24 protein-coding genes and 1 pseudogene are annotated in these 25,074 nt (G+C 63.3%); 15 read left to right on the plus strand and 10 right to left on the minus strand.

Annotation, left to right across the window (positions count from 1 at the left end; translation table 11 throughout):
* Positions 1-159: 159 nt before the first annotated feature.
* The 3 genes from dalD to mutL form a co-directional block, all read right to left on the minus strand.
* Complete coding sequence (gene dalD, locus BFE01S_RS12900; RefSeq protein ID WP_028225866.1) at positions 160-1,572, minus strand: D-arabinitol 4-dehydrogenase; 1,413 nt, start codon at positions 1,570-1,572, stop codon at positions 160-162.
* A gap of 306 nt (positions 1,573-1,878) precedes the next feature.
* Positions 1,879-2,883 (minus strand): tRNA (adenosine(37)-N6)-dimethylallyltransferase MiaA, encoded by a 1,005-nt coding sequence (gene miaA / locus BFE01S_RS12905; RefSeq protein WP_042337603.1) that lies wholly within the window; start codon positions 2,881-2,883, stop codon positions 1,879-1,881.
* The gene (mutL, locus tag BFE01S_RS12910; protein ID WP_042337636.1) at positions 2,880-4,937 is read right to left on the minus strand and encodes a DNA mismatch repair endonuclease MutL; all 2,058 of its coding nucleotides are present in this window, start codon (positions 4,935-4,937) and stop codon (positions 2,880-2,882) included. Before mutL ends, miaA begins: the two co-directional genes overlap by 4 nt.
* Before the next feature lie 251 nt (positions 4,938-5,188).
* Here mutL and BFE01S_RS12915 point away from each other — a divergent pair, with 251 nt between their 5' ends.
* The gene (locus BFE01S_RS12915) at positions 5,189-5,878 is read left to right on the plus strand and encodes a DedA family protein (RefSeq protein WP_028225869.1); all 690 of its coding nucleotides are present in this window, start codon (positions 5,189-5,191) and stop codon (positions 5,876-5,878) included.
* Between the two features lie 189 nt (positions 5,879-6,067).
* On the opposite strand, the gene BFE01S_RS12920 is transcribed toward BFE01S_RS12915, so the two are convergent.
* Entirely contained in the window at positions 6,068-6,883 is an 816-nt protein-coding gene (locus tag BFE01S_RS12920; protein ID WP_028225870.1) for a mechanosensitive ion channel family protein, read from the minus strand.
* A 322-nt stretch (positions 6,884-7,205) separates the two neighbouring features.
* On the opposite strand from BFE01S_RS12920, the pseudogene BFE01S_RS38460 reads away from it, so the two are divergent.
* Positions 7,206-7,820, plus strand: a pseudogene (locus tag BFE01S_RS38460) (ParB-like protein); the annotation flags it as partial.
* A gap of 267 nt (positions 7,821-8,087) precedes the next feature.
* On the opposite strand, the gene BFE01S_RS12930 reads toward BFE01S_RS38460, so the two are convergent.
* Complete coding sequence (locus tag BFE01S_RS12930) at positions 8,088-9,005, minus strand: LysR family transcriptional regulator (protein ID WP_028225871.1); 918 nt, start codon at positions 9,003-9,005, stop codon at positions 8,088-8,090.
* Between the two features lie 130 nt (positions 9,006-9,135).
* On the opposite strand from BFE01S_RS12930, the gene BFE01S_RS12935 reads away from it, so the two are divergent.
* The 3 genes from BFE01S_RS12935 to BFE01S_RS12945 all read left to right on the plus strand — a co-directional run bounded on the left by BFE01S_RS12935 (position 9,136) and on the right by BFE01S_RS12945 (position 11,041).
* A complete protein-coding gene (locus tag BFE01S_RS12935) occupies positions 9,136-9,699 on the plus strand; it encodes a cytochrome b (RefSeq protein ID WP_028225872.1) in 564 nt (187 codons plus the stop codon).
* Between the two features lie 88 nt (positions 9,700-9,787).
* Positions 9,788-10,372 (plus strand): YceI family protein, encoded by a 585-nt coding sequence (locus BFE01S_RS12940; protein WP_028225873.1) that lies wholly within the window; start codon positions 9,788-9,790, stop codon positions 10,370-10,372.
* A gap of 87 nt (positions 10,373-10,459) precedes the next feature.
* Positions 10,460-11,041 (plus strand): YceI family protein, encoded by a 582-nt coding sequence (locus tag BFE01S_RS12945; protein WP_028225874.1) that lies wholly within the window; start codon positions 10,460-10,462, stop codon positions 11,039-11,041.
* A 142-nt stretch (positions 11,042-11,183) separates the two neighbouring features.
* Here BFE01S_RS12945 and BFE01S_RS12950 read toward each other — a convergent pair whose 3' ends face one another.
* The 3 genes from BFE01S_RS12950 to BFE01S_RS12960 form a co-directional block, all read right to left on the minus strand.
* Positions 11,184-11,945, minus strand: coding sequence for an SDR family oxidoreductase (locus tag BFE01S_RS12950; protein WP_028225875.1), 762 nt, complete (start codon positions 11,943-11,945; stop codon positions 11,184-11,186).
* A gap of 80 nt (positions 11,946-12,025) precedes the next feature.
* Entirely contained in the window at positions 12,026-12,919 is an 894-nt protein-coding gene (locus BFE01S_RS12955) for an alpha/beta fold hydrolase (protein WP_028225876.1), read from the minus strand.
* A gap of 26 nt (positions 12,920-12,945) precedes the next feature.
* Positions 12,946-13,788 carry a DMT family transporter gene (locus tag BFE01S_RS12960; protein WP_028225877.1) on the minus strand — a complete coding sequence of 281 codons (843 nt, stop codon included), beginning with the start codon at positions 13,786-13,788 and terminating at the stop codon, positions 12,946-12,948.
* 135 nt (positions 13,789-13,923) lie between these two features.
* Between BFE01S_RS12960 and gcvA the strand changes: the two genes are divergently transcribed.
* The 7 genes from gcvA to BFE01S_RS44245 all read left to right on the plus strand — a co-directional run bounded on the left by gcvA (position 13,924) and on the right by BFE01S_RS44245 (position 18,113).
* Positions 13,924-14,835 (plus strand): transcriptional regulator GcvA, encoded by a 912-nt coding sequence (gcvA, locus tag BFE01S_RS12965; protein WP_028225878.1) that lies wholly within the window; start codon positions 13,924-13,926, stop codon positions 14,833-14,835.
* 378 nt (positions 14,836-15,213) lie between these two features.
* The gene (locus tag BFE01S_RS45325) at positions 15,214-15,882 is read left to right on the plus strand and encodes a hypothetical protein (protein WP_174464448.1); all 669 of its coding nucleotides are present in this window, start codon (positions 15,214-15,216) and stop codon (positions 15,880-15,882) included.
* A 9-nt stretch (positions 15,883-15,891) separates the two neighbouring features.
* Positions 15,892-16,311, plus strand: coding sequence for a DUF4279 domain-containing protein (locus BFE01S_RS42960; RefSeq protein ID WP_084169792.1), 420 nt, complete (start codon positions 15,892-15,894; stop codon positions 16,309-16,311).
* A gap of 65 nt (positions 16,312-16,376) precedes the next feature.
* Positions 16,377-16,646: a hypothetical protein gene (locus BFE01S_RS44240; RefSeq protein ID WP_156966997.1), complete on the plus strand. Its 270-nt coding sequence runs from the start codon at positions 16,377-16,379 to the stop codon at positions 16,644-16,646.
* A 34-nt stretch (positions 16,647-16,680) separates the two neighbouring features.
* Positions 16,681-17,091 carry a DUF4279 domain-containing protein gene (locus BFE01S_RS42965; protein WP_084169794.1) on the plus strand — a complete coding sequence of 137 codons (411 nt, stop codon included), beginning with the start codon at positions 16,681-16,683 and terminating at the stop codon, positions 17,089-17,091.
* 72 nt (positions 17,092-17,163) lie between these two features.
* Positions 17,164-17,892 carry a DUF4279 domain-containing protein gene (locus BFE01S_RS46390; protein ID WP_322787825.1) on the plus strand — a complete coding sequence of 243 codons (729 nt, stop codon included), beginning with the start codon at positions 17,164-17,166 and terminating at the stop codon, positions 17,890-17,892.
* Between the two features lie 65 nt (positions 17,893-17,957).
* A complete protein-coding gene (locus BFE01S_RS44245) occupies positions 17,958-18,113 on the plus strand; it encodes a hypothetical protein (protein ID WP_156966998.1) in 156 nt (51 codons plus the stop codon).
* Positions 18,114-19,050: 937 nt separating this feature from the next.
* Here the strand turns inward: BFE01S_RS44245 and BFE01S_RS13000 are convergent.
* Both BFE01S_RS13000 and BFE01S_RS13005 read right to left on the minus strand, forming a co-directional pair.
* Positions 19,051-19,827 carry a hypothetical protein gene (locus BFE01S_RS13000; protein ID WP_028225881.1) on the minus strand — a complete coding sequence of 259 codons (777 nt, stop codon included), beginning with the start codon at positions 19,825-19,827 and terminating at the stop codon, positions 19,051-19,053.
* A gap of 669 nt (positions 19,828-20,496) precedes the next feature.
* A complete protein-coding gene (locus tag BFE01S_RS13005) occupies positions 20,497-21,948 on the minus strand; it encodes an IS1182 family transposase (protein ID WP_028225882.1) in 1,452 nt (483 codons plus the stop codon).
* Between the two features lie 399 nt (positions 21,949-22,347).
* On the opposite strand from BFE01S_RS13005, the gene BFE01S_RS13010 reads away from it, so the two are divergent.
* The 3 genes from BFE01S_RS13010 to BFE01S_RS13020 all read left to right on the plus strand — a co-directional run bounded on the left by BFE01S_RS13010 (position 22,348) and on the right by BFE01S_RS13020 (position 25,024).
* Positions 22,348-23,124, plus strand: a complete 777-nt coding sequence (locus BFE01S_RS13010; protein WP_169742624.1) for a transporter substrate-binding domain-containing protein — start codon at positions 22,348-22,350, stop codon at positions 23,122-23,124.
* 20 nt (positions 23,125-23,144) lie between these two features.
* Positions 23,145-23,804 carry an amino acid ABC transporter permease gene (locus BFE01S_RS13015; protein WP_028225884.1) on the plus strand — a complete coding sequence of 220 codons (660 nt, stop codon included), beginning with the start codon at positions 23,145-23,147 and terminating at the stop codon, positions 23,802-23,804.
* A gap of 164 nt (positions 23,805-23,968) precedes the next feature.
* A complete protein-coding gene (locus BFE01S_RS13020) occupies positions 23,969-25,024 on the plus strand; it encodes a porin (RefSeq protein ID WP_052420869.1) in 1,056 nt (351 codons plus the stop codon).
* Positions 25,025-25,074: the final 50 nt, after the last annotated feature.

Genomic DNA, 25,074 nt, shown 5'->3' on the forward strand with positions numbered 1-25,074 from the left:
GGGCGCGAAAGCGCGTTGCCGCGCGGTCGTCGGGCAGCGCGGTTAGAGACGATGGCCGCGTTTTACCGTCAAGCCACAAGCGGCAGGAGACGCGCTTCGCGGGGTGTGCAATGTGGAGCGTCGGAGCGTTGTCTCTGCACGCCGATTCAGGACGCCGCTTCAGGACGCAACCGGGCAGCCGCGCGCTGCCAGCCAGCCATCGACGCGGGCCAGTGCCTCGCGCAGCGCGAGCGCGAGCGCCGGGTTGCCCGCCAGGCCGCCCCACAGCAGCTTGTCGGCGCAGAAGACCGCGAGCGGGTCCTGCGCTTCGAGCATGCGGTGCGTCGCGGCTTCGTCCATCACGCCATCCTGGTAGCGGTAGGGCAGCGTGCCTTGTTGCCAGCGTGCGAGAAAGCGCAGGAAGAGCGCGGGCAGCATGGCCGTGGCGGCCGGCGTGGCGCCTGCCGCAATGCGCTGCGCGAGCGTGGGCGCAATGAAGCCGGGGATCTTCGAGAAGCCGTCGGCGGCCACGCGCTGGTTCGTGTCCTGGATATACGGATTGCTGAAGCGGTCCAGCACCACGTCGCGGTATTTCGCGAGATCGAGCGGGCTGGGCGTGAGGCACGGAATCACGTCTTCGGTCACGTACTCGCGCGCGAAACTGCGGATGTCGGCGTCGTTCGTGCCTTCGTGAATGTAGTCGAGGCCGATCAGCGTGCCGGCCCACGCAATGCAGCTATGCGTGGCGTTGAGGATGCGGATCTTGGCCTCTTCGTAAGGCATCACCGACTCCACCATCTCCGCGCCCGCGCGCTCCCATGCGGGACGCCCCGCGCAGAAGTGATCTTCGATCACCCATTGGATGAACGATTCGCCCATTACCGGGCAGGCGTCGTCGAAGCCGGTCGCGGCTTTCACGCGCTCGCGCACGTCGGGCGTGGGGCGCGGCGTGATGCGGTCCACCATCGAGTCGGGGCAGGCCGTGTTCGCGTCGAACCAGTCGCGCAGTTCGGTGGCGCCGCGCAGCGCGAGGAACTCGCGCATGCCCGCGTGAAAGCGCTTGCCGTTGCTGCGCAGGTTGTCGCAGGTCTGCAGCGTGACGGGGCCGCCGTTGCGCGCGCGGCGCGCTTCGAGAATGGCCGCGAGCGCGCCGTAAATGGTCGTGCGTCCGCCGTTCAGGTCGGCGGCAATGTCGGGGTTCGCGGTGTCGAGGCGGTCGTGCTCGTCGAGGTAATAGCCGCCCTCGGTCACGGTGAACGAAATGATCTTGCAGGCCGGGTCGGCGCCCGCCTCGATCAGGCCCGCGAGGTCGGCGGACCACGGCAGCACGCGCGTGATCGAGCGGATCGTCTCGTAGTGGCGCTCGCCCTGCGGCGTCACCGTTTCGAGCGTATAGACGCCTTGCTGGGCGGCGAGGGCGTCGAGCACGGCGTTCATGTCCGGGCGGATATTGCCGACCGTGAGCGACCAGGGCGCTTCGCCAGGCGCGCGCGCGAGGTTGACGCGGTGCAGATACCACGCCTGGTGCGCGCGGTGAAACGAACCGGCACCGATGTGCAGGATCACGTTTGCGCCGCTTTGTTCGCTAGTCATGTGTGTCTCCAGAGAGGCGGAGTGCGCGCATTGCCTGCGCGTCTGTCTGTGATGGATGGTGATTCGGGATCTCGGTAGAGCAATTGCTCTTGCAATGAACGAATGATCGTATCGAGCTAAACGAAAGTCAAGAAGGGTTTAGGCAAGTTTCCGTGGCGCAGCGCGGCGCGCCCGCGCCTGCGCCATGCGCGCGAGCGGGTGCGCGGCGGGCGGTTGCGCCGATGTTGTGGTGCACAAGAGAGATTGCCTTGCCGGCGGTGGGTCGGTGGGGCGCCGGGCAAAAGAAAGAGAGGGCGGCGGCCGCGGTCAGCCGCCGATGCGCTCCACGGCCGCGAGCGCCTGCGCGGTCGCATCGGGCGCGCAGCAATCCACGACGATGCGCTCCGGCATCGCGCGCAGCCACGTGAGCTGGCGCTTGCAGAGCTGGCGCGTGGCGAAGATTCCCTTGTCGCGCAGGGTGTCGTAGTCGATGGCGCCGTCGAGGTATTCCCAGACCTGGCGGTAGCCCACGCAGCGCATCGAGGGGAGGTTCGGGTTCAGGTCGCCGCGCGCGCGCAGGGCCTTCACCTCGTCGATGAGGCCGGCGGCCAGCATCGCGTCGAAACGCTGCGCGATGCGTGCGTGCAGCACGCTGCGCTCGGACGGCTCCAGCGCGACCGGCACGAAGCGGTAGCGCGCGGCTTCGTCGTCGCGCGGCGAGGGCGCGGCCAGCAGTGCCGACATCGGCCGGCCCGTGAGCCGGTAGATTTCCAGGGCGCGCTGGATGCGCTGCGAGTCGTTCGGGGCGAGACGCGCGGCCGTTTCGGGATCGACCGCGGCGAGGCGCGCGTGCAGCGCGGGCCAGCCGTCGCGGGCCGCTTCGGCGTCGAGCGCCGCGCGGACTTCGGCGTCGGCGCCCGGCAGGTCGTTCAGGCCCTGGGTGAGCGCGCGGTAGTAGAGCATCGTGCCGCCCACCAGCAGCGGCACGTTGCCCCGCGCCACGATCTCGCCCGTCACGCGCAGCGCGTCGGCGCGAAAGCTCGCGGCGGAGTAGGCGTCGGCGGGATCGACGATATCGATCAGGTGATGGACCGCGGCGGTGCGTTCTCCGGCCGACGGCTTGGCCGTGCCGATATCCATCTCGCGATAGACGAGCGCCGAATCCACGCTGACGATTTCCACCGCGCGCCCGCGCGCAGCCGATTGCGCGGCATAGGCGAGCGCCGCCGCCGTTTTGCCGGAGGCGGTCGGGCCGAGCAGGCAGGCGACGGGCAGCGCGTCGGTGCCGGCGTTGCCGCCGGAGGGGACGGCCTCGTTCGTGGACCGCGTCATTGACCGCGCATGAAGAGGCGATCGAGGTCGCCGAGCGTGAGCTGATACCACGTGGGCCGGCCGTGATTGCACTGGTCGGCGCGCTCCGTGGCTTCCATCTGGCGCAGGAGCGCGTTCATCTCGTCGAGCGTGAGGCGCCGGTTTGCGCGCACGGCGTGATGGCACGCGAGCGTGCCGAGCATTTCGTGCTGGCGCTCGGTCAGCACGCGCGAGCCGCCGTAGGCGTGGAGGTCGGCGAGCACGGCGCGGGCGAGTGCCGTGAGGTCGGCATCCTTGAGCAGGGCCGGCACGGCGCGGATCGCGATGGAAGTGGGCGAGAGCACGGCGAGGTCGAAACCGAGGGCTTCGAGCGTGGCTTTCTCTTCTTCGACGGTGCCCGTTTCCACGGGATCGGCCGTCATCGAAACCGGAATCAGCAGCGGCTGCACGGCGAGCGAGCGTTCGGCGAGCGCGTCCTTGAACTGCTCGTAGAGGATGCGTTCGTGCGCGGCGTGCATATCGACGATCACGAGGCCGCGCGCGTTCTGCGCGAGCACGTAGATGCCGTGGACCTGGCCGAGCGCGAAGCCGAGCGGGTGATCGTCGCCCGCTTCGAAGGCGGGCTGCGGGGCGTAGGGCGCGGCATCGGCGGCGCTGTCTTCTGCCTGCAGCACCGTCGAGCCCTGCGCGGTGCCGGCGCCCACGTCCTTGCGGCCGAAGAGGGCGTCGTAGAGGGCGAGCGGCTGCGCGACGGGCAGCGAGCCCTGGATCATGCGCGACTGGCGCCAGGTGTTGCTGGCGCCGCCGCCTGCGCCGCTGCCGCCGCCCGCCAGAAAGCCCGGCGACGAACGCGCGCCGCCACCGGTACTGCCGGTGCTGCCGGCCGAACCCGAGCCGCCGAAGCTGGTGGCCACGCGCGCGGTGCCGAAGCCGCCGGCTCCGCCAAACCCGCCTGCGCTGCCGGACGCGCCCGACGACAACCCGGCTGAAGCCCCCGAGCCGGGCACACCCGCACCCGGCGCGGGCCGCGGCTCGATGAGCGCGGCGTGGCCGCCCGAGGTGGTTTCGGGCGATGCCCCGGCGTGTCGCGCGAGCGCGCGCTGCACGGCATGAAACACGAACTGGTGGATCGAGCGCGAGTCGCGAAAGCGCACTTCGATCTTCGACGGGTGCACGTTCACGTCCACCGCTTCGGGCGGCAGATCGAGGAACAGCACGTAGGACGGATAGCGGTCGCCATGCAGCACGTCTTCGTAGGCGGCGCGCACCGCGTGCGTGAGCAGCTTGTCGCGCACGAAACGGCCGTTGACGAAGAAGTATTGCTGGTCGGCGCGGTTGCGGCTCGCGGTGGGCAGGCCGGCGCAGCCGTACACGGCGAGCGGGCCGGCGCGCTCGTCGAGCGGCAGGTGGGCGGTGGCGAAGGTCTCGCCGAGTATCTTCGAAACGCGTGTGGCCGGATCGCTCGCGTTCCAGTGCTCGACGGCGCGGCCGTTGTGCAGCACCGAAATCGCGACGTCGGGCCGCGCGAGTGCGCTGCGGCGAATCATTTCGAGGCAGTGGCCGAGCTCTGTCTGCTCGCTCTTGAGGAACTTGCGCCGCGCGGGCGTGTTGAAGTACAGCTCGCGTACTTCGATGGTCGTGCCCTGGCCGCCCGCGGCGGGCGAGAGCGTGCCCGTGTTCGCGTCGATCTTGACGGCGTGCGGCGCGTCGGCGGGCCGGCTCGTGATCGACAGTTCGGCCACCGAGGCGATCGAAGCCAGCGCTTCGCCGCGAAACCCGAGCGTCGCGACGCTTTCGAGTTCGGCGAGCGAGCGGATCTTGCTGGTGGCGTGGCGCATCAGCGCGAGCGGCAATTCGCGCTCGGGAATGCCGCAGCCGTCGTCGGCGATGGAGATGCGTTTGACGCCGCCCTCGTCGAGCAGGATGCGCAGCGTGGCCGCGCCGGCATCGAGCGCGTTTTCGAGCAGTTCCTTGACGACCGAAGCGGGCCGCTCGACCACTTCGCCGGCGGCGATCTGGCTGATGAGCTGGTCGGGCAGGGGCTGGATCGCGCGGACCGGCTGCGCGGCGCGCATCGCGCCGGCAGGCGCCGCGGCCGGTGCTGCGGCGTCGTCGTCGCCGGCCGAAGGTGGGCCGGCAGGATCGGTGTGCGCGGTGGGATCGATGTGCGAAGACATGCGCGCCATTATAGCGATTCGGCATGCGTGGCCTGGGCCGCCCTGGCGCAGGGGATTTTCTCGTGGCGCCGGGGCACTTTCGGTATGATGGCGCGGTCAATTTTCCTTCTCGCCCATCCGCCTGCCATCCGCATAAATAAGGGACGCCTTTGGACACGCTGCTGCAGTTCGCCAACCTTGTCTTGCACATCGACAAGTTTCTCGGAGTCTTCATCCAACAGTACGGGGCCTGGGTCTATGCCGTGCTGTTCCTGATTGTGTTCTGCGAAACCGGCCTCGTGGTGCTGCCGTTTCTGCCGGGCGACTCGCTGCTCTTCATCGGCGGCGCGTTCGCGGCCACGCACGAGATGAACCTCGGCGCGCTCCTCGCGCTGCTCATCGTGGCGGCGGTCACGGGCAATACCGTCAACTATCTGATTGGCCGGCGCATCGGCCCGGCCGTCTTCAACACGCATATTCCCGGGCTCGAACGCTTCCTCGACCGCGCCGCGCTGCAAAAGACCCATAACTTCTATGCGCGCCACGGCGGCAAGACCATCGTGCTCGCGCGTTTCATTCCGGTCGTGCGCACGTTCGCGCCGTTCGTCGCGGGTGTATCGCAGATGAGCATGCAGCGCTTCCAGTTGTTCAACGTGGCGGGCGCGCTGCTGTGGGTGCTGCTGCTCGTGCTGCTCGGCTACTTCTTCGGCAACATTCCGTTCATTCGCCAGTACCTGAACGTGATCGTGCTGGTGGGCATCGGCGCGGCGATCGTGCCGATCGTCATTGGCGGCGTGTGGAAGATGCTGAAAAAAGGCTCGCGCGGTAGCGGCGTGCGCGGCACCAACGGCAACCGCTGATCGGCGGTCCGGCTGGTCCGGCAGACCGCAGCCGCCGGCTACAGGGTCAAGAAAAAACGGCATCGCGAGCGTGGGCTCGCGATGCCGTTTTGCTTTGGGGCGGCGCGGCAGCGGCGTGATCGCGGTTGCCGCTGCGGGCCGCAGGTATGTGCGTCAGGGGCGTGCGTCGGATACGGGCACGCAAGTGCCTCAGGTCCCCGCGCGGCGGATCAGCGAGGGCGTTTCGGGCGTCGGGTAGCCGGCCGCCTTGAACGTTTCGATGATGGTGCGGTTCGTGTCGAAGTACACCTGCCAGTAGTTGTCGTTGCTCGTGTAGGGCCGCACGCACAGCAGCGGGCCCTCGGGCGTAAACGACAGCACCTCGACGTCGGGCGCGGGCTCCGTCACCACGTTGGGGATCTTCGCAATGGCTTCGCGCAGGCGCGCGGCTGCATCGACGGGATCGACGCCGTTGGCGATCTTCGCGGTCAGCTCCACGCGTCGCACGGGCGTTGCGCTGTAGTTCGTGATGGTGTCCGAAAAGATCTTGTTGTTGCCGACGATGTTGACCACGTTGTCGGGCGAGATGATGGTCGTGCCGAAGATGCCGAGTTCCTTCACGGTCCCGATCACGCCCCCCGCCGAAACGAAGTCGCCCACCTTGAACGGGCGCAGCACCTGCATGAACACGCCCGCCGCGAAGTGCGCGAGCAGGCCGCCCCAGGCCGTGCCGATGGCGAGGCCCAGGCCCGCGAGCAGCGCGGCGAACGAGGTGGTCTGCACGCCGAACACCTGCAGTATCGCGAGCACCAGCAGCAGGTTCAGCACCGCGGCGAGGATCGAACTGAGGTAGTGCGCGAGCGTCGCATCGACGCGCTCGTTGCGGCTGAGCACCTTGCGCAGCACGCCCGCCACCAGGTTGATGGCCCAGCGGCCGATGATCCATAGCACGATCGCCGCAACGACCTTGGTCCCGAAGTCGATGCCCCGGGTCATGATGAAGGTGCGGATGGTTTCGAGATCCAAGATGCCCTCGCTTGAGTCGGTGATTGAGTCGGTTTGATTCGAGGAATTCTGCCGATACGACCGGGGGGCGAAACGGGGGAAACGGGCGAAGCGGGCGGAGGGCAGGAAGGCGGTTCCTGCGGTCCCCGTCCCTCGTTGCATTCGTATGTGCTTCGCATAGACCGCGAGGGCGCCACTATCGAGCCACTCCCGACGGCGACAGCCTGCGAGCCCGACGCAACGTACCGCCTCAGCGAGAAAACCGTGGCGGCGGATGCGCCGCGCAGGGTGATTCGACGGTATCGTTTCGCCTGCGACCTTCATACGACAACGAGGCCCGGTCATGATACTGCCGAACATCGATCTGCATCTGATTACTGTACAACTGGAGGAACTGCGGCCTACCCAGATCACCGTGGGCTTTCGCGAGGTGAACGCCAAGCGCGCGCACTGGACGGCACTCGACAAGGCCCACCGGGCGGCCGCCATCGAATCGCATTGGTTTCCGGCCGTGCTGGGGCCCAAGGGGCGCTACTACATCGTCGATCACCACCACCTGGGCCTGGCCTGGCTCAAGGAAGGCGTGCAGGCCGTGAAGGTCACGGTGCTCAAGGACCTCTCGTGGCTCGCGCCGACCATCTTCTGGCGCATGATGGAGCACAGCCAGTGGGTGCATCCGTTCGATGCGGCCGGCGAGCGCTGCGAGTACGACGACCTGCCGAAGGATCTGGTGGGACTCGACGACGACCCCTATCGCAGCCTTGCGGGCGAGCTGCGCGTGGCGGGCGGCTACGCGAAGGACACCACGCCGTTCAGCGAATTTCTCTGGGCCGACTATCTGCGCCGGAAGATCCCGGCCGCGCGTCTGCGCAAGAATTTCGACGCGGCGCTCGCCGATGCGCTCATGCATGCGCACGATCCCGACGCGCGTTATCTGCCGGGCTGGTCGGGCGTCGTGCCGCCGGCCAACGGCGCGCCGGCTCCGGGTGCGCCGGCGCCCAAGGGGGCTGGCAAGAGCAAGAAGGCTTGATTGAGTGCCGCTGCGCTGGCGTTGTCGCGGGGGTGTTGCCCGTGGCCGTGGCCTAAGAGGCGCATGGGGTGTGCTATGTGGCGTGGGCCGCGGCGACGCGTAAAGGGTTGCCAGGCCGGGTTGCCAGGCCGGGCTGCCCGGCCGGGTCGCGAGGCGATAACGACGCCGGAACCGTCCGACGGCATCCCCCGGCACCTAGCGCGCGTCCGGCGCGGGCATGGCGGCCGGCGTGCCGGCCGAAAGATAGTGGCTGAGCCACTCGCTGGCGGGGCCCCGGGCAGCGTCGGTGCGATGGATCAGCGAGACGTTGTAGTTCACCGAGCGGCGGTCCGCCAGCGCGATCTGCACGAGCCGGCCGGCCTCCAGATCGGCTTCCACGAGGTGCCGCGGCATCGATCCCCAGCCGAGGCCCGCGAGCAGCAGCCGGTGCTTGGCGCCGAGGTCGCCCAGCTTCCAGGCGCGGTTGCTGTAGACGCCGAAGGTCTGCCCTTCGGTGAGGCGGCTGCGGTCGGTGAGCACGAGCTGCGTGTGCTCGCGCGCGTCGGAGATGCGCACCGGATGGCCGGCCCCGGCGAGCGGATGAGCCGGCGCGGCCACCAGCACGAGTTCCACGGTGCCGATGAGCTGCGCCTCGATGATATGCGGCCAGTTCTGGTTCGGCCCGCTGATGCCGATGGCGCAGTCGCCGTCCAGCACCAGCTTGAGCACGCCGCCGAGCGCTTCCATGGTGAGGTTCAGCGCCACGGTGGGAAACGCCACCGCAAACGCCTGCAGCGCCTCGACGAGCCGCTGCGAGGGGAACATCACGTCCACGGCCACCGACACTTCCCCTTCCAGCCCGCGCTGCAGCCCGGCTGCCTTGGCGTTCAGCTGGCCCATCAGCAGATCGAGGCGGCGGGCGTCGGCGAGGATCGCGCGGCCGGCGGCGGTCAGCTCCGGCTTGCGCTTGCCGCGCTCGAACAGGGCGACGCCGAGAAGCGCCTCCAGATTGGCGATCGTGTAGCTCACCACCGACTGCGCACGGTCGAGCTGGCGCGCGGCGGCCGAGAAGCTGCCGGTTTCGGCGACGGCGATCAGGGCGCGCAGTTGTTCGAGGCTGGGCGAGCGGTCCATGGGCGAGATAGCGGGGATAGCGGAGGTAGAGGCGAACTATCGAGAAACTCGATGGTAACGATCCATTTTAGACGATTGTTTGAATAGGCATCGGCGGGTACAGTGCGCCATCCCGACGATCCGCTTGACGATGCCCCATCCCGCTTCCGCCCCGCGCCGCTACACCGGCGTTGCCATGCTGCTGCACTGGCTGATCGCCGCACTGATCGTGTGGGGCTTCGCGCTGGGCTGGGTGATGACCGACATTCCGGGCATCACGCCCACCAAGCTGCGCTACTTCTCGTGGCACAAGTGGATCGGCGTGACGGTGCTGGCGCTCGTGCTCGTGCGCATTCTCTGGCGCGCCACCCATGCGGCGCCGGCGCTGCCGGCCTCGATGCATGCGTGGGAGCGCCTCGCCGCGCACGCCGGGCATGGCGTGCTTTACGTGCTGATGGTGGCGATTCCCGTCACGGGCTATCTGTACAGTTCGGCGGCGGGCATTCAGGTGGTGTATCTCGGCATCTGGCCGCTGCCCACGCTGATCGGCCCCGACGACGCGCTCAAGCACATCCTGCGCAACGTGCACGTCACGCTCAACTACACGCTGCTCGCCGTCGTGGCGCTGCACGTGCTCGGGGCGCTCAAGCATCAACTGCTCGATCGCCAGAACATCCTTGCGCGCATGCTGCCGTTCGGCACGCCGCGCGATTAATCCGGACGTAGCGCCGCTGGACGTATCCGCGCGGGATGCCCCCGCGCCCGGACACCCCGGCGACCCCATTCACTCTGAACCGACCGCCATGATTCAACGACTCGTCCACACTGCTTCCGCTGCCGCCCTCGGTGCGGCGCTTGCCGCAGGCGCGGCCTTCAGCCTGACCTTCAGCGCGGGCGCGGATGCTGCCGACAGCGCGAAGAATTCCGTTACCGCCGTGTTCAAGCAGATGAACGTGCCGGTGGAAGGGCACTTCAATCGCTTCACCGCCGACGTGCGCTTCGATCCGGCCAACGTCGCGGCGGCCAGCGCGAAGATCGACGTCGATGTCGCGAGTTTCGACATCGGCGCGCCCGAGTACAACAAGGAAGTTGCGGGCGACGAATGGTTCGACGCCGCGCACTTCCCGCACGCCACCTTCGTCTCGACGCAGATCAAGCCGGGCGCCAACGGCGCGTACTCGGTTGCGGGCAAGCTCACCATCAAGGGCAAGACCACGGACGTCGTTGTGCCCGTGCAGTACCACAAGGACGGCGCCAACCAGGTGTTCGACGGCGCGCTGCCCGTCAAGCGCCTTGCCTACGGCATCGGCACGGGCGACTGGAAGGACACCTCCGTCGTGGCCGACGACGTGCAGATCAAGTTTCACATCGTAGCCGCTGCGCACTGACGCGCCGGCACGGACCCCTTGCATCGATCAGGTCGATTACCTCGATCCCCTCGATTCCCTTCGTTTCATCCGCCCAGGACACACGCCATGAAGACCACGCTCATCGCGGCAGCCGCGCTTGCCGCTGCCCTCGCCACGCCCGCTTTCGCGGCAGCGACCACCTATAACCTCGATCCTACGCACACCTATCCAAGCTTCGAGGCCGACCACTTCGGCGGCGTCTCGGTGTGGCGCGGCAAGTTCACGAAGACCACGGGTTCCGTCGTGCTCGACCGCGAAGCGAAGACCGGCACGGTGGACGTGACCATCGACGCATCGTCGATCGACACGGGCAATGCGGCGCTCGACAAGCACGTGCGCTCGGCCGAGTTCCTCGATATCGACAAGTACCCGACGGCCACCTACAAGGGCACCTCGATCCGCTTCGACGGCGACAAGCCCGTGGAAGTGATCGGCACCTTCACGCTGCACGGGGTGACGAAGCCGCTGAACCTGAAGATCGACTCGTTCAAGTGCTTCCAGAACCCGATGCTCAAGCGCGAAGTGTGCGGTGCCGACGCGACCGCCGAATTCAACCGTTCCGACTACGGCGTGAACTGGGGCGAGAGCTACGGCTTCAAGATGGCGACGAAGCTGCAGATCCAGGTGGAAGGCATCAAGGCGGACTGATCGCCGGGGGGCGTCGGGGGCAGTCGATGGCCCCGACAACCGCCATGGCGGGATTCGCGTTTGCCGTACCCGGAGCGCCGTGCTTTTGCACGGCGTTTTGCTTGCGCTCGGAGGCTGGGATTTTCGCGCGGCGCCTCGCGGCTCACTTGCCGCCTGTCACGTCGAGGAACGTGCCGGTGATGAAGGAGGCCTCGGCGCTCGCCAGCCACAGGATCGCGCGCGCCACCTCTTCAGGCTGGCCGCCTCGGCCCATGGGGATCGAGTCCTTGACGCGATCCACCCGTCCCGGCTCGCCGCCGCTGGCATGCATCTCCGTGTAGATGTGCCCGGGGCGAACGCAGTTCACGCGTATGCCGTCGCGGGCGACTTCCTTTGCAAAACCGGTCGTGAACGTCTCGACGGCGCCCTTGGACGCAGCGTAGTCCACATATTCGTTCGGACTGCCAAGCCTTGCCGATGCGGACGAGATATTGATTACGACGCCGCCGCGCCCGTTATGGCGATACGACATGCGCTTCGCCGCCTGCTGGGCGCAGAGCATCGGGCCGATGGCGTTGACCGCGAAGATACGCTGCATCCGCTCGAACCCGAGATCCTCCAGGCGGGACTGCTGCGCGATGATCGCGGCGTTGTTCACGAGAACGTCGATGCGGCCGAACGTCCGGTCGATTGCAGCGAAGAGTTGCCGGACCTGCTCCGGATCCGCGCTATCCGCGCGCACGGGTAGCGCACGGCGCCCCAGCGCTTCGACATCGGCCGCCACCGCGAGGGCGGCCGATTCGCTGGAGACGAAGCTCAGCGCGACATCGTAGCCTTGTGCGGCGGCAAGACGCGCCGTCGCGGCGCCTACGCCTCGGGCGCCGCCCGTGACCAGAATGAGCGGAGCCTGCGGGACGGTATTCATTGAGCGAACCTTTGTGGTGGGGTGGAGTTGTCGGTGCGGCGCCGATGGCTGCAGGCGCAGTGTGTCAGTGTGTCAGTGTGTCAGCGGGTCCATGCGTTGAGGTCGAGCACGGCGTCGGCGAAGGCTTGCGGCGCTTCTTGCGGCAGGTTGTGCCCGGCATTCGCCACGATGCGGTTCTCGTGGCGGCCCGTGAAGCGTGTCGCGTTGGCCTGTCCGCCGCCCGGAGGCAAGACGCCGTCGGCCTCGCCTTCGAGCGTGATCGCAGGCACCGTGATCGGGGGAGCGGCCGCGAGGCGGCGCTCGATATCGTCGAACTGCGGGTCGCCCTCGACCAGTCCAAAACGATGCCGATAGGAATGGACGACCACGTCGACGAAATCGGGGTTGTCGAACGCCGCGGCCGAGCGGGCGTAGAGGTCGTCGGCGAAGCGCCATGTCGGCGACCAGAGCGACCACAGAAGGCGGCAGAACGCGCGCCGGTTCTCAGCCAGTCCGGCGCGGCCGCGTTCACCGTGCAGATAGTACTGGTACCACAGCCGGTATTCCTTTTCGGGGTCGGCGGGCAGCGCCGCGCCGGCGATATCCTGGATGTTGTAGCCGTTCACCGAAACCAGCCCGCGTACGCTCGACGGATGGAGTGCCGCCACAATGCACGCCGCGCGGCCGCCCCAGTCGTAGCCGGCGAGCAGGGGCCGCTCGATCCGCAGGGCGTCGAGCAGTCCGGCGAGGTCGGCACCCAGCGCCGCCTGCTGGCCGGAGCGAGGTGTCGAGGGCGAAAGGAAGCGGGTGGGTCCGTATCCCCGCAGGTAGGGCGCGATGACGCGGGCGCCTTGGGCGGTCAGGCGCGGCGTCACTTCTTCGTAGGCGTGGATGTCGTACGGGAAACCGTGCAGCAGGACGACGGGCCAGCCGTCTGCATCGCCTTGCTCGTCGTAGGCGATATCAAGCAGATGCGTCGCAATGTGTTTAAGCATGGTGTGCTTCCTCGCAAGAAGTCATGTCAAAGCCCGAGGCAAATCGCGCCGGCCGCGACGACCATGCAGGCAATCCAGCGCGCGCCACTGACCGTTTCCCCCAGAAAGGTGCGCCCGATCAGCACGGCGAATACCACGCTGGTCTCGCGCAGTGCGGATACCGCGCCCATCGCCCCCGACTGCAGCGCCCAGATGACGATGCCATAGGCCGCAATCGACACCAGCCCGCCCGCGAGCGACGTGCCCACCGACAACGGTTCGGCTCGTAGCGGCGCCCACAGCGGCGCGAGCCCGCGCCGCGCGACGAACAGCACCGGCATCAGCCAGTAGGAGAGGAACATCCACGCGGTGTAGCCGAGGGCCTGGCCATCGGACCGGCGTACGCCGATGCCGTCGATCACGGTATACATCGCAATCGTCGCGCCCGTCGCCAGCGCGGCCAGCGCACCCGCGCGCGACACGCGACGTCCCCGCAGCGCGATTGCGACGATGCCGCCCGAGATCATCGCGATCCCGAGGGCGTGCAAGGGGCCGATCGCCTCATGGGCGAAGACCGCCGCGCCGAGCGTGACGAGGAGCGGCGACGAACCTCGCGCAATGGGATAGGCCTGCGCCAGATCGTTGCGGCGATACGAGCGCACGAGGCTCACGTTGTAGAGAATATGCACGAGTCCTGACGCGGCGATGCAGGGCCAGGCAGCCCTCGCGGGCCACGGCGTGGACAGCACGAGAAGCGTGGAGACCGCCGCAATGGCGATGCTCATCCACGTCATGGACCAGAAGCGGTCGCGGTTGCCGTGCAGCATCGCGTTCCAGCTCGCGTGGAGGAGGGCGGCAAGCAGCACGACACCACCGGTATAGCTGAGCATGAGGTTCAGGGCCGCCGGCCGGGGGGGGGGCGCGACGCGGCAGATCGCATCAGGGGATTGCAGGAAGGATATCTATCTTGTGACGGGCCGACAAACCAGATAAATTGGCCATTCATGTGAGATAAACTCTTCTGAATGAAACGCGCATTGCCTCCGCTCAACGCTTTGCGGGCCTTCGAGGCCGCGGGCCGGCTCGGCAGCTTCAAGGAAGCCGCCGCAGAGCTGCACGTGACGCACGGCGCGGTGAGCCAGCATGTGCGCCTGCTCGAGGCGTGGCTAGGGGCTGCCCTCTTTGAACGGTACAACCGGCGCGTCGAACTGACCCCGGCGGCGAAGGCGTATCTGGAGGAAATCGGCCCGCTGTTCGAACAGCTTTCGCTGGCCACGGCGAGATACGGCTTGCTCGAAACGGTTGCCCGGAGACTGACCGTGAACGCGCCGGCCACATTCACGCTGCGCTGGCTGGTGCCGAGGCTGGCGACATTCCGCGCCGCGCATCCCGACGTGGAGGTCACCGTCGAGACCTCGAACGGGCCGCTGGAGAGCCTGCAGGAGAGCTACGACATCATCATCCGGGGCGGTCCGGATACGTTCTACGGCTACGCGATGCGGCCTTTCCTCTCCGAGGAGAGACTGCCGGTCTGCAGCCCGGCGCTGCTGGCGCGCATGCCGCTTCGGTCGCCGGACGACATCCGGCAGCACACGCTGCTGCACACCTCCAGTCTGCCGCGGCTTTGGCCCGACTGGCTGGCCCGCGCGCAGATTCCCGCCTTGAGGCCGGCGGCCGCATTGACCTTCGACCACTTCTATCTGACCTTGCAGGCCGCCATCGATGGAATCGGCATCGCAATGGGGCCTACCGCGCTGGTATCGGACGATCTCGCCGCCGGCCGGCTGGTCGCGCCGTTCGCGGCGCCGCGCTTGCCGTCGCGCAGTTATTGCACCTATGTGCCGGACGGCAAGACTGACGACGAACGGGTGGTGCTGTTCAGGTCGTGGCTGGAGCGCGAGGGCGCGGGGTCATGTTTCGCAAGCCAGCGATGGTGAGAGCAACGGCCACCTTGAGGAGAAACAGCGTGACTACCCGAAGACTGCCGAACGTATCGAATCTTGTATCGCGCCCGCGGTTGCTCTGAGGTTGTCGAAGGCGTATCCAGTGATAGCGAAGCCTAAAAGACTTTAACGTTGCAGCTAACGTCGGGATGCCGAAATAACCGTTGCGAAGGAAACTAAGCGGACTCCCCGCTTCGGCGGGGTTTTTCGAGATGGCGTCATGCTGCACAATCGGGCCAGTCCAATTGACGGCGAGGCGCGATGTTGTCACTTTCCCCCAGGTCTGGTCACAGCGTCCGTGAAGGGCGGCACGGACACTTCTTCTGGTCAGGCATTCGCAAGTCGCAGTACCTTCACATCGAGTCCCCCTGGATGTTTGACGTGGACCGGTGGTTTCATTTTGCATGGCCGGCGTGCGTACCGCGCGAAGCGCATGACGACATCGTGCAGGGCATGCAGGAAGCGAGCGCAGCGTGGCTAAAACACGCTGAATCCACGCTGCTGTCCCATCCATCGCACGAACTGCGCGACATGCTGGGCCGAAGTGGTAACCGCTTTCACATGAAAACGATGGACAACCGCCAGGTTGCGAAAGCCCTGTACAACGAGGTAAAGGACGGCAACCTGCTCTTTGTGCCCGAGCGGGACCTTATTCGCAAGTGTGTGGAGGCAATACGGAAGCAGCGGGAAAAAGGTACCCGACAGGCTCCTGCGGGCGCACAGGAGCCGACCGGCGCGGACGTGGCAAAGGTGCTCCATGACAACAGTCCGCGCGCGCCGCAGAACCTCAGCAATGTACGGCCGTTCGAATATATGCCGGACGCGATGAGCGACGATGCTGAGGAACTCGCGGCGAGCACCAATAACCCACGCTATGCCGCCAGGATGCTTGGATACGATCAAAACACGTTCAGCGACATGCTTCACGCTATGAAGCAGTACAACAAATTGCGCGGCGACAATAACGTAATCTGGCATGACGATGGAGACGTGGAATTTAACGGCGTGATTATCGATAATATGCACAGTTGGGCACCCTAAAGGAATGTTATGGTAACGACCCATCAACTTGCACATGCTTCTTTCACTATCTATCAGGACGTGGAACGGCCCGAATTCTGGACAAACTATTTTGGCGTTGAACCGGACATGCAGAGTGTTCGGGGGCAATTCCGCACTACACCATCTGGGCGCATTAGTAAGTACCCCGCTCGAATTGGTGTATGGAGTGTGGATAGCAAGAGGCATGTTCAGAGTAATATTCTTGCGCCTCACCTTCGCTATCTTGTCGAACACCTGGCATTGCCCCGATCAGACCTGCCCGAATTGCTCAAACACACTGGCGCACAGATGCGTTTCTTCTGTTATTGGAACAACGAGAGCGGCGATCGCGTACCTGATGTGCCCGACGATATTCGCACCATGGTGGAAGCAATGGGTGGGACGGTCGAGATTGATGAATATCGATAGAGCCTCGCTCGAATACACAAGCCGATCCTCGCGATGCGGACGCACAAGAGCCGGCCGACGCGGACGTGGCAAAGGTGCTCCATGACAACAGTCCGCGCGCGCCGCAGCACCTCAGCAATGCCCAGCCGTTCGAATATATGCCGGACGCGATGAGCGGCAATGCTGAGCAAATAGCTGGAACGACGAATGAAAAGTACGCCAGGAAAATGTTCGGCTACGATAGTTCAACATTCCGGGACATGATTCATAGATTCAAGGACGATAATGGTTTTGGTCCAAATGATGACCTCGAATTTGAAAAAACGGCGATTTGTATTTTAAGGGGGAATTATTGATAATTTCCATGCCTACAACAATTGAGAGATATGTATGGCAAAAGAACGGCTTGCATCGGCGAGTTTTACCATAACAGGAGATTATGTCGTACCTGAATGGTGGACACAGTATTTCGGCGTAACACCAGATAAAGCCGCAATGAAGGGCGAACCGCTCCGCGACCCGACCGGACAAAACCGCGATTTGAAGCGACGAACGGGTATTTGGTCAATCAAAAGCGAAAAGGCCGTCGATAGTGACAAGCTGGAACCACATCTTCGCTATCTGGTTCAACGCTTGGGCTTGCCACGGCCCGACCTGAAAGTGCACATTGAAAGTGTCAGGGCAAAAGTTAGATTTTTTTGCTACTGGGTCAATGAAAGCGGCGACCGCGTGCCAGATGTGCCCGCTGATATCCACGCAATGATGGAAGCGATGGGTGGCACGGTCGAGATTGATGAATGATCGATAGAGCCTCGCTCGAATACACAAGCCGATCCTCGCGATGCGGACGCACAAGAGCCGACCGGCGCGGACGTGGCAAAGGTGCTCCATGACAACAGTCCGCGCGCGCCGCAGAACCTCAGCAATGCCCAGCCGTTCGAATACACGCCGGACGCGATGAGCGACGATACCGAAGAACTTGCCGCGAGCACGAACAATCCAGACTATGCAGCGAAGATGCTTGGGTATGACCGCAAGACGTTCAGAACAATCTTGCACACGTTCAAGCCAGACAATTGCTTGGGCCCACAGCCGATAACGTCATCTGGCATGACAACGGTGACGTGTATTTTAAGGGTAGCTACATCGGAAATTTTCACGAGTGGGCGGACTGAGATAACTCCAATGAAAGACTACCAACTTGCGCATGCGACCTTTTACATCTCCGGAGACTCATTGGAGCCAGCTTTCTGGTCGGCGTACTTTAACGTCCAGCCAGATTGGGCGATTACCAAGGGCCAGCCGTTCATAACACCGTCGGGACGACCGAGCCGCGTTCCGGGCCGCGTTGGCCTTTGGCGGATAGGCAGTGAAGTCGCCGTCCGTAGCAACTCGCTAGAGCCGCATTTGCGCTACCTCGTTGAGCGCCTTGGTCTGCCGCGTGCCGATCTTCGGCAGATACTTGTAGACAATGGCGCTCGAATGCGCTTCTTCTGCTATTGGGACAACGAGAGCGGCGATCGCGTACCTGATGTGCCCGACGATATTCGCACCATGATGGAAGCAATGGGTGGCACGGTCGAGATTGATGAATATCGATAGAGCCTCGATCGAATACACAAGCCGATCCTCGCGATGCGAACGCACAAGAGCCGACCGGCGCGGACGTGGCAAAGGTGCTCCATGACAACAGTCCGCGCGCGCCGCAGCACCTCAGCGATGTACGGCCGTTCGAATACACGCCGGACGCGATGAGCGACGATACCGAAGAACTTGCCGCGAGCACGAACAATCCGGACTACGTAGCGAAGATGCTTCGGTAACGGTGACGTGTATTTTAAGGGTAGCTACATCGGAAATTTTCATGACTGGGCGGACTGAGGTAACTCCAATGAAAGACCGCCAACTTGCGCACGCGACCTTCTACATCTCTGGAGACTCATTGGAGCCAGCTTTCTGGTCGGCGTACTTTAACGTCCAGCCAGATGTGGCGATTACCAAGGGCCAGCCGTTCATAACACCGTCGGGACGACCGAGCCGCGTTCCGGGCCGCATTGGCCTTTGGCGGATAGGCAGTGAAGTCGCCGTCCGTAGCAACTCGCTAGAGCCGCATTTGCGCTACCTCGTTGAGCGCCTTGGTCTGCCGTGTGCCGATCTTCGGCAGATACTGGCAGACACCGGCTTGCGCCAGTGAGTACCAGATGATCCAGGTTTCTCCTCACACCCCTGCGCTATTCCTAACGTCTCAGCAGCCCACCGCCCGGTGCACCGTCCGACCCTCTCGGGCCGCCCGTTGCCGGGATTTCCACCCATTCGCGCATGGCGGGGTTATTCCAGTCACCTGGAAACCCGTTTCCGTGTCGCCCGACTTCCCACTCCACAAACTGGATTGGGTCGAAGGGGGCGTTGCAGCCCCCAGCGCCCTGCGTAACGTGGCGAGCCCAATTACGGGCACCACGCTTCAGCGGTCAGTTCCAGTTGATTGGCGGTCGACTGGAACTGAAGTGCGCAAACGTGTCTGGGGTTGGCAGCCCCGGCACATTCAAGAGAGTGTGTGGACCACCGACCCTTTCACAGATCGCATAGCTAGCGAACAACCTGCGCAGGGCTGGCAGCCCCGCATCGATCAAATCCTGGCTGGGGTTACCGTGCAGGACCTTGTTGAAAAAGGCAGAGAAGGGATCATGGGTTGACATTGGATGACTCAATCGGACTGTTGTGGCCCATCGCAATGTCGAACACCCACGTGTAAATATTCGATCAACGGCGGCCGGGGACGGCGTCCGTTCCGGCCTGATCGGGAAACGCAATCCGGAAAGCTTCCCGACGCTCGGCCAGCGTGAGACCATTGAAGACCGGGTGGTCCGGCAGAAACCGAATGTAGGCGAGAAAAGAACGCTCCGACAGTTGTGGGCCACTGGCTGGCCGCAGCCGTTTCCAGTCGCGCCGCAGCTCGGCGACAAGCTTGCCGACCTGCCGCCGGACGAGACGAAAGCCCGGCTCGGCGTAGAGCCGGTCGAGGAGGATTTCGGCGTCAGCGTCCCGCGAGACGCCGTCGATTTCGATCTGCCGGCGCCGATCCGGGGGCAATGAGGCGATCCGGTGAATTCGGCCGACATATTGGTTGTAGTAACGATGAGTCATCCGCCATGACCAGGTCTTGCCGTCGTGGACCAGTTCGTGCCGCTGATCCGGCGATTTCAGCCGCGAGTGTGAATCGCACAGATCCTGGAGCTGCTCACGGTGGGTCACGAGGCCAAGGCCCGCGCTGACCAGCAACACCCAGTCGACAGATAGCTGGCCATTCTCGCTCCGGGTAGCGAGTCGTACGCCATGAAGGTAGCTGCTGGCCTCACCGGCCAGCCGGTGCTTGTGCTTTGTCTGGCGACTGAGATCGGTACCGTACGCATCGGCGAATTTTTTTGTTAGCCGATCGAAGCCCGAGAGATCGGTCCGTCCCGCTGCGTAGAAGACGTGCTGATGAACGACGGCCTGCTGGAGGCGCTGCATGAAACGAATCTTGTCGGGATGGAGCATGATGCTACGCCGAGGATGATTTGCGTGATTATAAATTCGGATAACTGATTAATTGAGATTTAAATTTATTTTTACAATTATCGATACGTGTTATGGGTGATGTTCGATACCTTAAAAATCCCAGCTTCGCTGGGCGAATGCGCAATGAGATATGTGCAATGAGCATTGCACATAGGGAACATGGAGCATCAGTGAAGCAGACGTCAGCGGGGACGACATAAAGAGACATCATATGCATCACGAGGGTTTGCGGTCGTAAAAATGAGTCGCCGAAGGCGACATAATTATTAGAGGTTCCGATTTTTGAATTGTTGTAAAAAAACAGAAAAAGCATAAACGGAATTTGTGATTTCTGAGGCTGGAAGACTCTCGAAAATTCAATTCCTGAGCTATGCGGGCTGGCAATTATCGAGCAGATCGAGCCCCTCGGCTGAGCCTGTAAAAGTCTCGTCATGGATATGTCAACGCGTGTGCAAACCACTGACGCGCACAGTGTCGAAAGACCGGGCAGGTGCAGTTCGGTGACGGACTTCCGGATTCGGCCGAGGATGTGTAAAAACGCCTTGGGATTCCATGCGCTGATCGGCGCAAGTGTGTTTGTGCAGCGCGGGCCGCTTCAGCGGTTGTTCGAACCAACTCGCGAGTTCGGGGGAGTAGCGGCGCGTGCGATCACGCGCGCGCCAGCCTCGTAGCGCTCATCGCTTTCTCGAATCCGAGAACCCTGATGACCCGTTTGAGGTTGTACGCCAGTACATGTAGGCTCATTTCAGTTGCGACGTGCCCAAGACCGCGCGTCTGGAAGTGGGTCGAACCCATCCAGTGCTTGAGTGTGCCGAACACATGTTCGACCGTTCGGCGTCGTATCGTCATGGCGTTGAGTCGGCTGTCGAGCCTTGACTGCATCGCTTCAAGCACCGCTTCGTGCTCCCACCGCCTGATACGCCGGTAATCAGAAGGCGTGCATTGATTCTTGATCGGGCATCGCGGACAGGCGCTACTCCAGTAGGTCCGCAGGGTCATCGGGTTGTCGCGCTCGACGGAGCTGAACCGGTAAATCGCCCGTTGGCCCGCCGGACACAGATACTGGTCGTCCTCGGGGATATAGACGAAGTCGGCCCGGTCGAACCGACCGTCAGCCCTGGCACCCGATGTGAGCGATTTCGGCACCATTGCAGCAATGCCAGCGTCATCACATGCCTTGATCTCCGGGGCACTGAAGTACCCACGATCTGCCAGTGCCTCGATCTTCTTCTTGCCCATGGCCTCACGCGCAGCCTTGGCCATCGGACTCAACTGCGTGCGGTCGTTACCGATGTTCGTGACTTCATGCGTCACGATGAGATGGTGTTTGGTGTCGACTGCGACCTGAACGTTATAGCCGACCACGCCGGTGCCTTTGGCCTGCGAGATCATCGAGCGTGAATCGGGATCGGTGAGCGAGACCTGTTTCTCCGGCAGGTCTTTCAACAGTTCTGCGGCACGATCCAGATCACGCATCTGCTCGCGCAGCGTCTCGATCTTTTCCCGTAGTCGCTCTGTCTTCGCCTCCACCTCGGCTGGTTGCGTGCGATCTGCCGTCTCCAGCGCATCCAGGTAGCGCTCGATACTTTGCTCGATCTGCTCCTGGCGTTTTGCGATCTTGTTGGGCGTGAAGTTATTGTCGCGGCTGTTGACCGCCTTAAACTTGCTGCTGTCGATCGCCACGACCGCTTCCGTGAACAGCTTCAGGTCCCGGCAGATCATCACGAAGCGCCGGCACACGTTGCGGATGCCGTCACCATTGCTACGCCTGAACTCGGCAATGGTCTTGAAGTCTGGCGCAAGCCGGCCAGTCAGCCACATCAGTTCGACATTGCGCTGGCACTCCCGCTCCAGACGCCGACTCGATTGCACACGATTGAGATAGCCGTAGATGTAGATCTTGAGCAGCACCGCGGGGTGGTAAGACGGACGCCCCGTGGTCGCCGGTGTGGCGCCTTCAAACCCCAGGGTAACCAGCTCAAGTTCGTCTACGAATGCGTCGACGATCCGGATCGGGTTGTCTGCGGCGATGAAGTCATCGAGACACTCCGGCAGCAGCGTTGACTGATTGCGGTCCGCACCTTCGACAAATCGCCCCATCTTCGCCTCGCGCGCCAACAGGTTGATTCAGTCTAGGCGATCACCGGCGTTTTTACACACCCTCGGCCAAGAACGGGCGCTCGACATAAGTCGGCTAAACCTTGCGCAGGTGGCTTTATGACGGCGCTAGAAATCACCCCTTGCAATGGCCTGGACGCGGCTGGCAGTCTGCCTTGGAGGGGCGCCTATAAAAAAACGCCTAAGAGCACGAAGCAATATAGCATTTTCAACTTTTTTTGTGCCGGTTCTACTTGCCGCACGTCGTAGCCCCATGTGGAGGTCTCACCGGGCGCAGCGCATACAAAGAGGATTCGGACAACGCGAGGACAAATGAAAACACTCAATCGAAGGGAATTTCTGGGCTGCAGTGCCGCACTGCTAGCATCGGCGGCCTGTTCGGTGACGGCGACGGCATATGCTCAGTCGGGTTCGACGCTCGACGCGATTCGCAAGGCGAAGGTGCTCAAGATCGGCGCAGTCGCCGATGGCGAGCCGAATTTTCACAAGGACCACACGACGGGCGAATGGAGTGGGATCTACATCGATTTCGCGAAACGTCTCGCATCGTCCATGAATGTCCAGCTTCGGCTTTACGAAACCACATGGGGCAATGCGATTCTCGATCTGCAGTCCGCGAAGATCGACCTTTTTCTCGGCCTGAATCCGACTCCGCAACGCATGGCCGTGATCGACTTCACGGATCCGCTCTACGACAACGCCTATAGCCTGATTGCCAACAAGAGTTTTACCGGCCGCACGTGGGGCGACCTGAACCAGTCGGGTGTCACGATTGCGGTTGACGTCGGCTCGTCGTACGACAACCTCGTGACGAGCCTCTGCCCGAAGGCGAAGATCCTGCGATTCGAAACGTCGAATGCCGCCACGCTGGCCGTGCAGACGCGCCGCGCCGACGTGCAGCCTCTCGTTATCACGCTCGCTGCCGGCACCATCAAAAAGAATCCCGATATCGGCAAGCTGGTGATTCCACAACCCGTGAAGCTCACTTCGTCGTGTGCCGGCGTTCGCAAGGAGCCGGACAAGGCATGGCTGAATTATCTGAACGCATGGCTTAAGACGATGCATCAGGGCGACACGGTCAAAAACATCGTCTTCTCCAACATGGATCGACTGATGGGCGTGAAGCCCGCGGAAATTCCGGCAATCGTCCAGTTTTAGGCAGCAACCCGGGAGTTATCGTGTACCACTGGAATTTCGATTTTCTGTATTCGTTCAAGTCTCTGCTGCTTGCAGGGACATGGTTTACCGTCAAATACACGGTGCTATGTGTAGCGCTCGGGTTGGCGATCGGACTGGTTTCGGCATTGGCACGTCTTACAGGAAAGTGGTTCCTGACGATCCCGATGAATATCTATGTCGAAGTCTTCCGCTGTACGCCCGTGCTGGTGCAACTGATCTGGTTCTATTACGCACTACCCGTACTTGTCGGCGTGGATATCTCCGCCGAGCTGGCATCGGTGCTCGCCCTGTCGTTGTATGGCGGAGCATTCTATTCGGAGATCATTCGCGGCGGAATACTGTCGATCGAACGTGGACAAACCGAAGCTGGCCAGGCATTGGGTATGCGGGCGTTGCAGATCATGTGGCGAATCGTGCTGCCGCAGGTGTTCCGTCGCATGACCGCACCGCTGATGAACCAGTCGATCATGCAACTGAAGAACACGTCGCTCCTGTCGGTTCTCGCCGTACCTGATCTGGTCTATCAGGGGCAGTCCATTGCACACGAAACTTATCGTCCGCTCGAATCATACACAGTGATAGCGCTTATCTATCTGGCGGTCCTGCTGCCTGCCACGATGCTCTCGCGCAATATCGAGCGACGCGCCGCCGCTCGGTAATTACCCCAGTTCGCACCGATGCCGATGCGCGTTGCCTGGATTCGGGCAACCGCCGCACCGGCACTCCCGAAGCTTTCACGTAGCAGGAACCCACCGTAAAACAACCGGGGAAGTAGCTTTATTACTAAGGATAACGTATGAAAACACATCGAATTGCCGCATTGATGATCTGTGTGCCGGGCGTGGTCATGGCGCAAAGTAGCCTTACGCTGTACGGAGAAATAGACGAAGGCATTTCGTACATCAACAATGCTGGCGGCGGCGCGGTCGTCAAGATGCGCAGCGGCGCGTGGGATGGCAGCCGATGGGGACTGCTCGGGAGTGAAGACCTGGGCGGCGGCTACCGGACGATCTTCAGGCTCGAAAACGGATTCGATGCGACCTCGGGCGCGCTGGGCAACGGCGGCCGCGAGTTCGGCCGCCAGTCATATGTCGGCATGGAAACGCCGTACGGTAGTATCACGGCGGGACGGCAATACGATACGATCGTCGAAAACCTTGGCCCGATCCTAAGCAACGGGCGCGCCTCGTCGCCGATCTACGACCTGGACAATGCGGGCAATGACTGGGCGACCAACAACATGATCAAGTACAAGAGTCCGAAGTACTGGGGCCTTTCGTTCTCGACGATGTATGCGTTCGGCGGCGAGGCGGGGCATCTGTCGACGAACAGTGCATTCGGGGCGGGTGTGAACTACGCGCGTGGGCCGCTTTCTGCCGGCATCAACTACACGTCCATCCGCGACCCATATCAGGTGTGGTGGAACGGTACGGGCGCATCTAATATTGGCACATTCGGACCTTATTTGCCGAATGCCCGTGCGCTGAACATTTCCGCAGTTGGGGCCGCATACCAGATCGGTGCTTTCGTCGCACGTACCGGCATGACTCACTCAGTGTTGACGGATTCAATTAACGGCAGCAACGCGCAGTTCAATACGTACCTGATTCAGGGCGACTATATGGTGAGGCCGAATCTTCGGCTTGCGGCCACGGCCGATATCACGAACGCCAACATTGGCACACTCGGAAAGAATCCGAAATACCGACAATACAATTTGCTTGCCGACTATATTCTTTCGAAGCGTACCGACCTCTATGCGTGGCTCATCTACGGCACGGCGGCCGGCGGCGCAACGCAGGCCCAGATCGGCCAGCTTGCCGCGTCGTCGACTCCCCGGCAGGTGAACGTTCATGTCGGTATCCGCCACCGCTTCTGATATTGCGGCAGATCCGGGGCGACTGCGTGGCGCCGGCCTGGACGGGTCAC

It is taken from the genome of Paraburkholderia ferrariae NBRC 106233, assembly GCF_000685035.1.
In the GTDB taxonomy this organism is placed as follows: Bacteria; Pseudomonadota; Gammaproteobacteria; order Burkholderiales; family Burkholderiaceae; genus Paraburkholderia; species Paraburkholderia ferrariae.

Bases quoted from the DNA above. Each gene is read 5' to 3' on its own strand.
- BFE01S_RS12945 (WP_028225874.1), top strand. From the start codon at position 10,460: ATGAAGACCACGCTCATCGCGGCAGCCGCGCTTGCCGCTGCCCTCGCC.
- BFE01S_RS45325 (WP_174464448.1), top strand. From the start codon at position 15,214: ATGTTTGACGTGGACCGGTGGTTTCATTTTGCATGGCCGGCGTGCGTA.
- dalD (WP_028225866.1), bottom strand. From the start codon at position 1,572: ATGACTAGCGAACAAAGCGGCGCAAACGTGATCCTGCACATCGGTGCC.
- BFE01S_RS13005 (WP_028225882.1), bottom strand. From the start codon at position 21,948: ATGGGGCGATTTGTCGAAGGTGCGGACCGCAATCAGTCAACGCTGCTG.
- BFE01S_RS13020 (WP_052420869.1), top strand. From the start codon at position 23,969: ATGATCTGTGTGCCGGGCGTGGTCATGGCGCAAAGTAGCCTTACGCTG.
- BFE01S_RS12940 (WP_028225873.1), top strand. From the start codon at position 9,788: ATGATTCAACGACTCGTCCACACTGCTTCCGCTGCCGCCCTCGGTGCG.
- gcvA (WP_028225878.1), top strand. From the start codon at position 13,924: ATGAAACGCGCATTGCCTCCGCTCAACGCTTTGCGGGCCTTCGAGGCC.
- BFE01S_RS42965 (WP_084169794.1), top strand. From the start codon at position 16,681: ATGGCAAAAGAACGGCTTGCATCGGCGAGTTTTACCATAACAGGAGAT.
- BFE01S_RS12960 (WP_028225877.1), bottom strand. From the start codon at position 13,788: ATGCTCAGCTATACCGGTGGTGTCGTGCTGCTTGCCGCCCTCCTCCAC.
- BFE01S_RS12950 (WP_028225875.1), bottom strand. From the start codon at position 11,945: ATGAATACCGTCCCGCAGGCTCCGCTCATTCTGGTCACGGGCGGCGCC.
- BFE01S_RS12930 (WP_028225871.1), bottom strand. From the start codon at position 9,005: ATGGACCGCTCGCCCAGCCTCGAACAACTGCGCGCCCTGATCGCCGTC.
- BFE01S_RS42960 (WP_084169792.1), top strand. From the start codon at position 15,892: ATGGTAACGACCCATCAACTTGCACATGCTTCTTTCACTATCTATCAG.
- BFE01S_RS13000 (WP_028225881.1), bottom strand. From the start codon at position 19,827: ATGCTCCATCCCGACAAGATTCGTTTCATGCAGCGCCTCCAGCAGGCC.
- miaA (WP_042337603.1), bottom strand. From the start codon at position 2,883: ATGACGCGGTCCACGAACGAGGCCGTCCCCTCCGGCGGCAACGCCGGC.
- BFE01S_RS12955 (WP_028225876.1), bottom strand. From the start codon at position 12,919: ATGCTTAAACACATTGCGACGCATCTGCTTGATATCGCCTACGACGAG.
- BFE01S_RS12935 (WP_028225872.1), top strand. From the start codon at position 9,136: ATGCCCCATCCCGCTTCCGCCCCGCGCCGCTACACCGGCGTTGCCATG.
- mutL (WP_042337636.1), bottom strand. From the start codon at position 4,937: ATGCGCGCCGCGCAGCCGGTCCGCGCGATCCAGCCCCTGCCCGACCAG.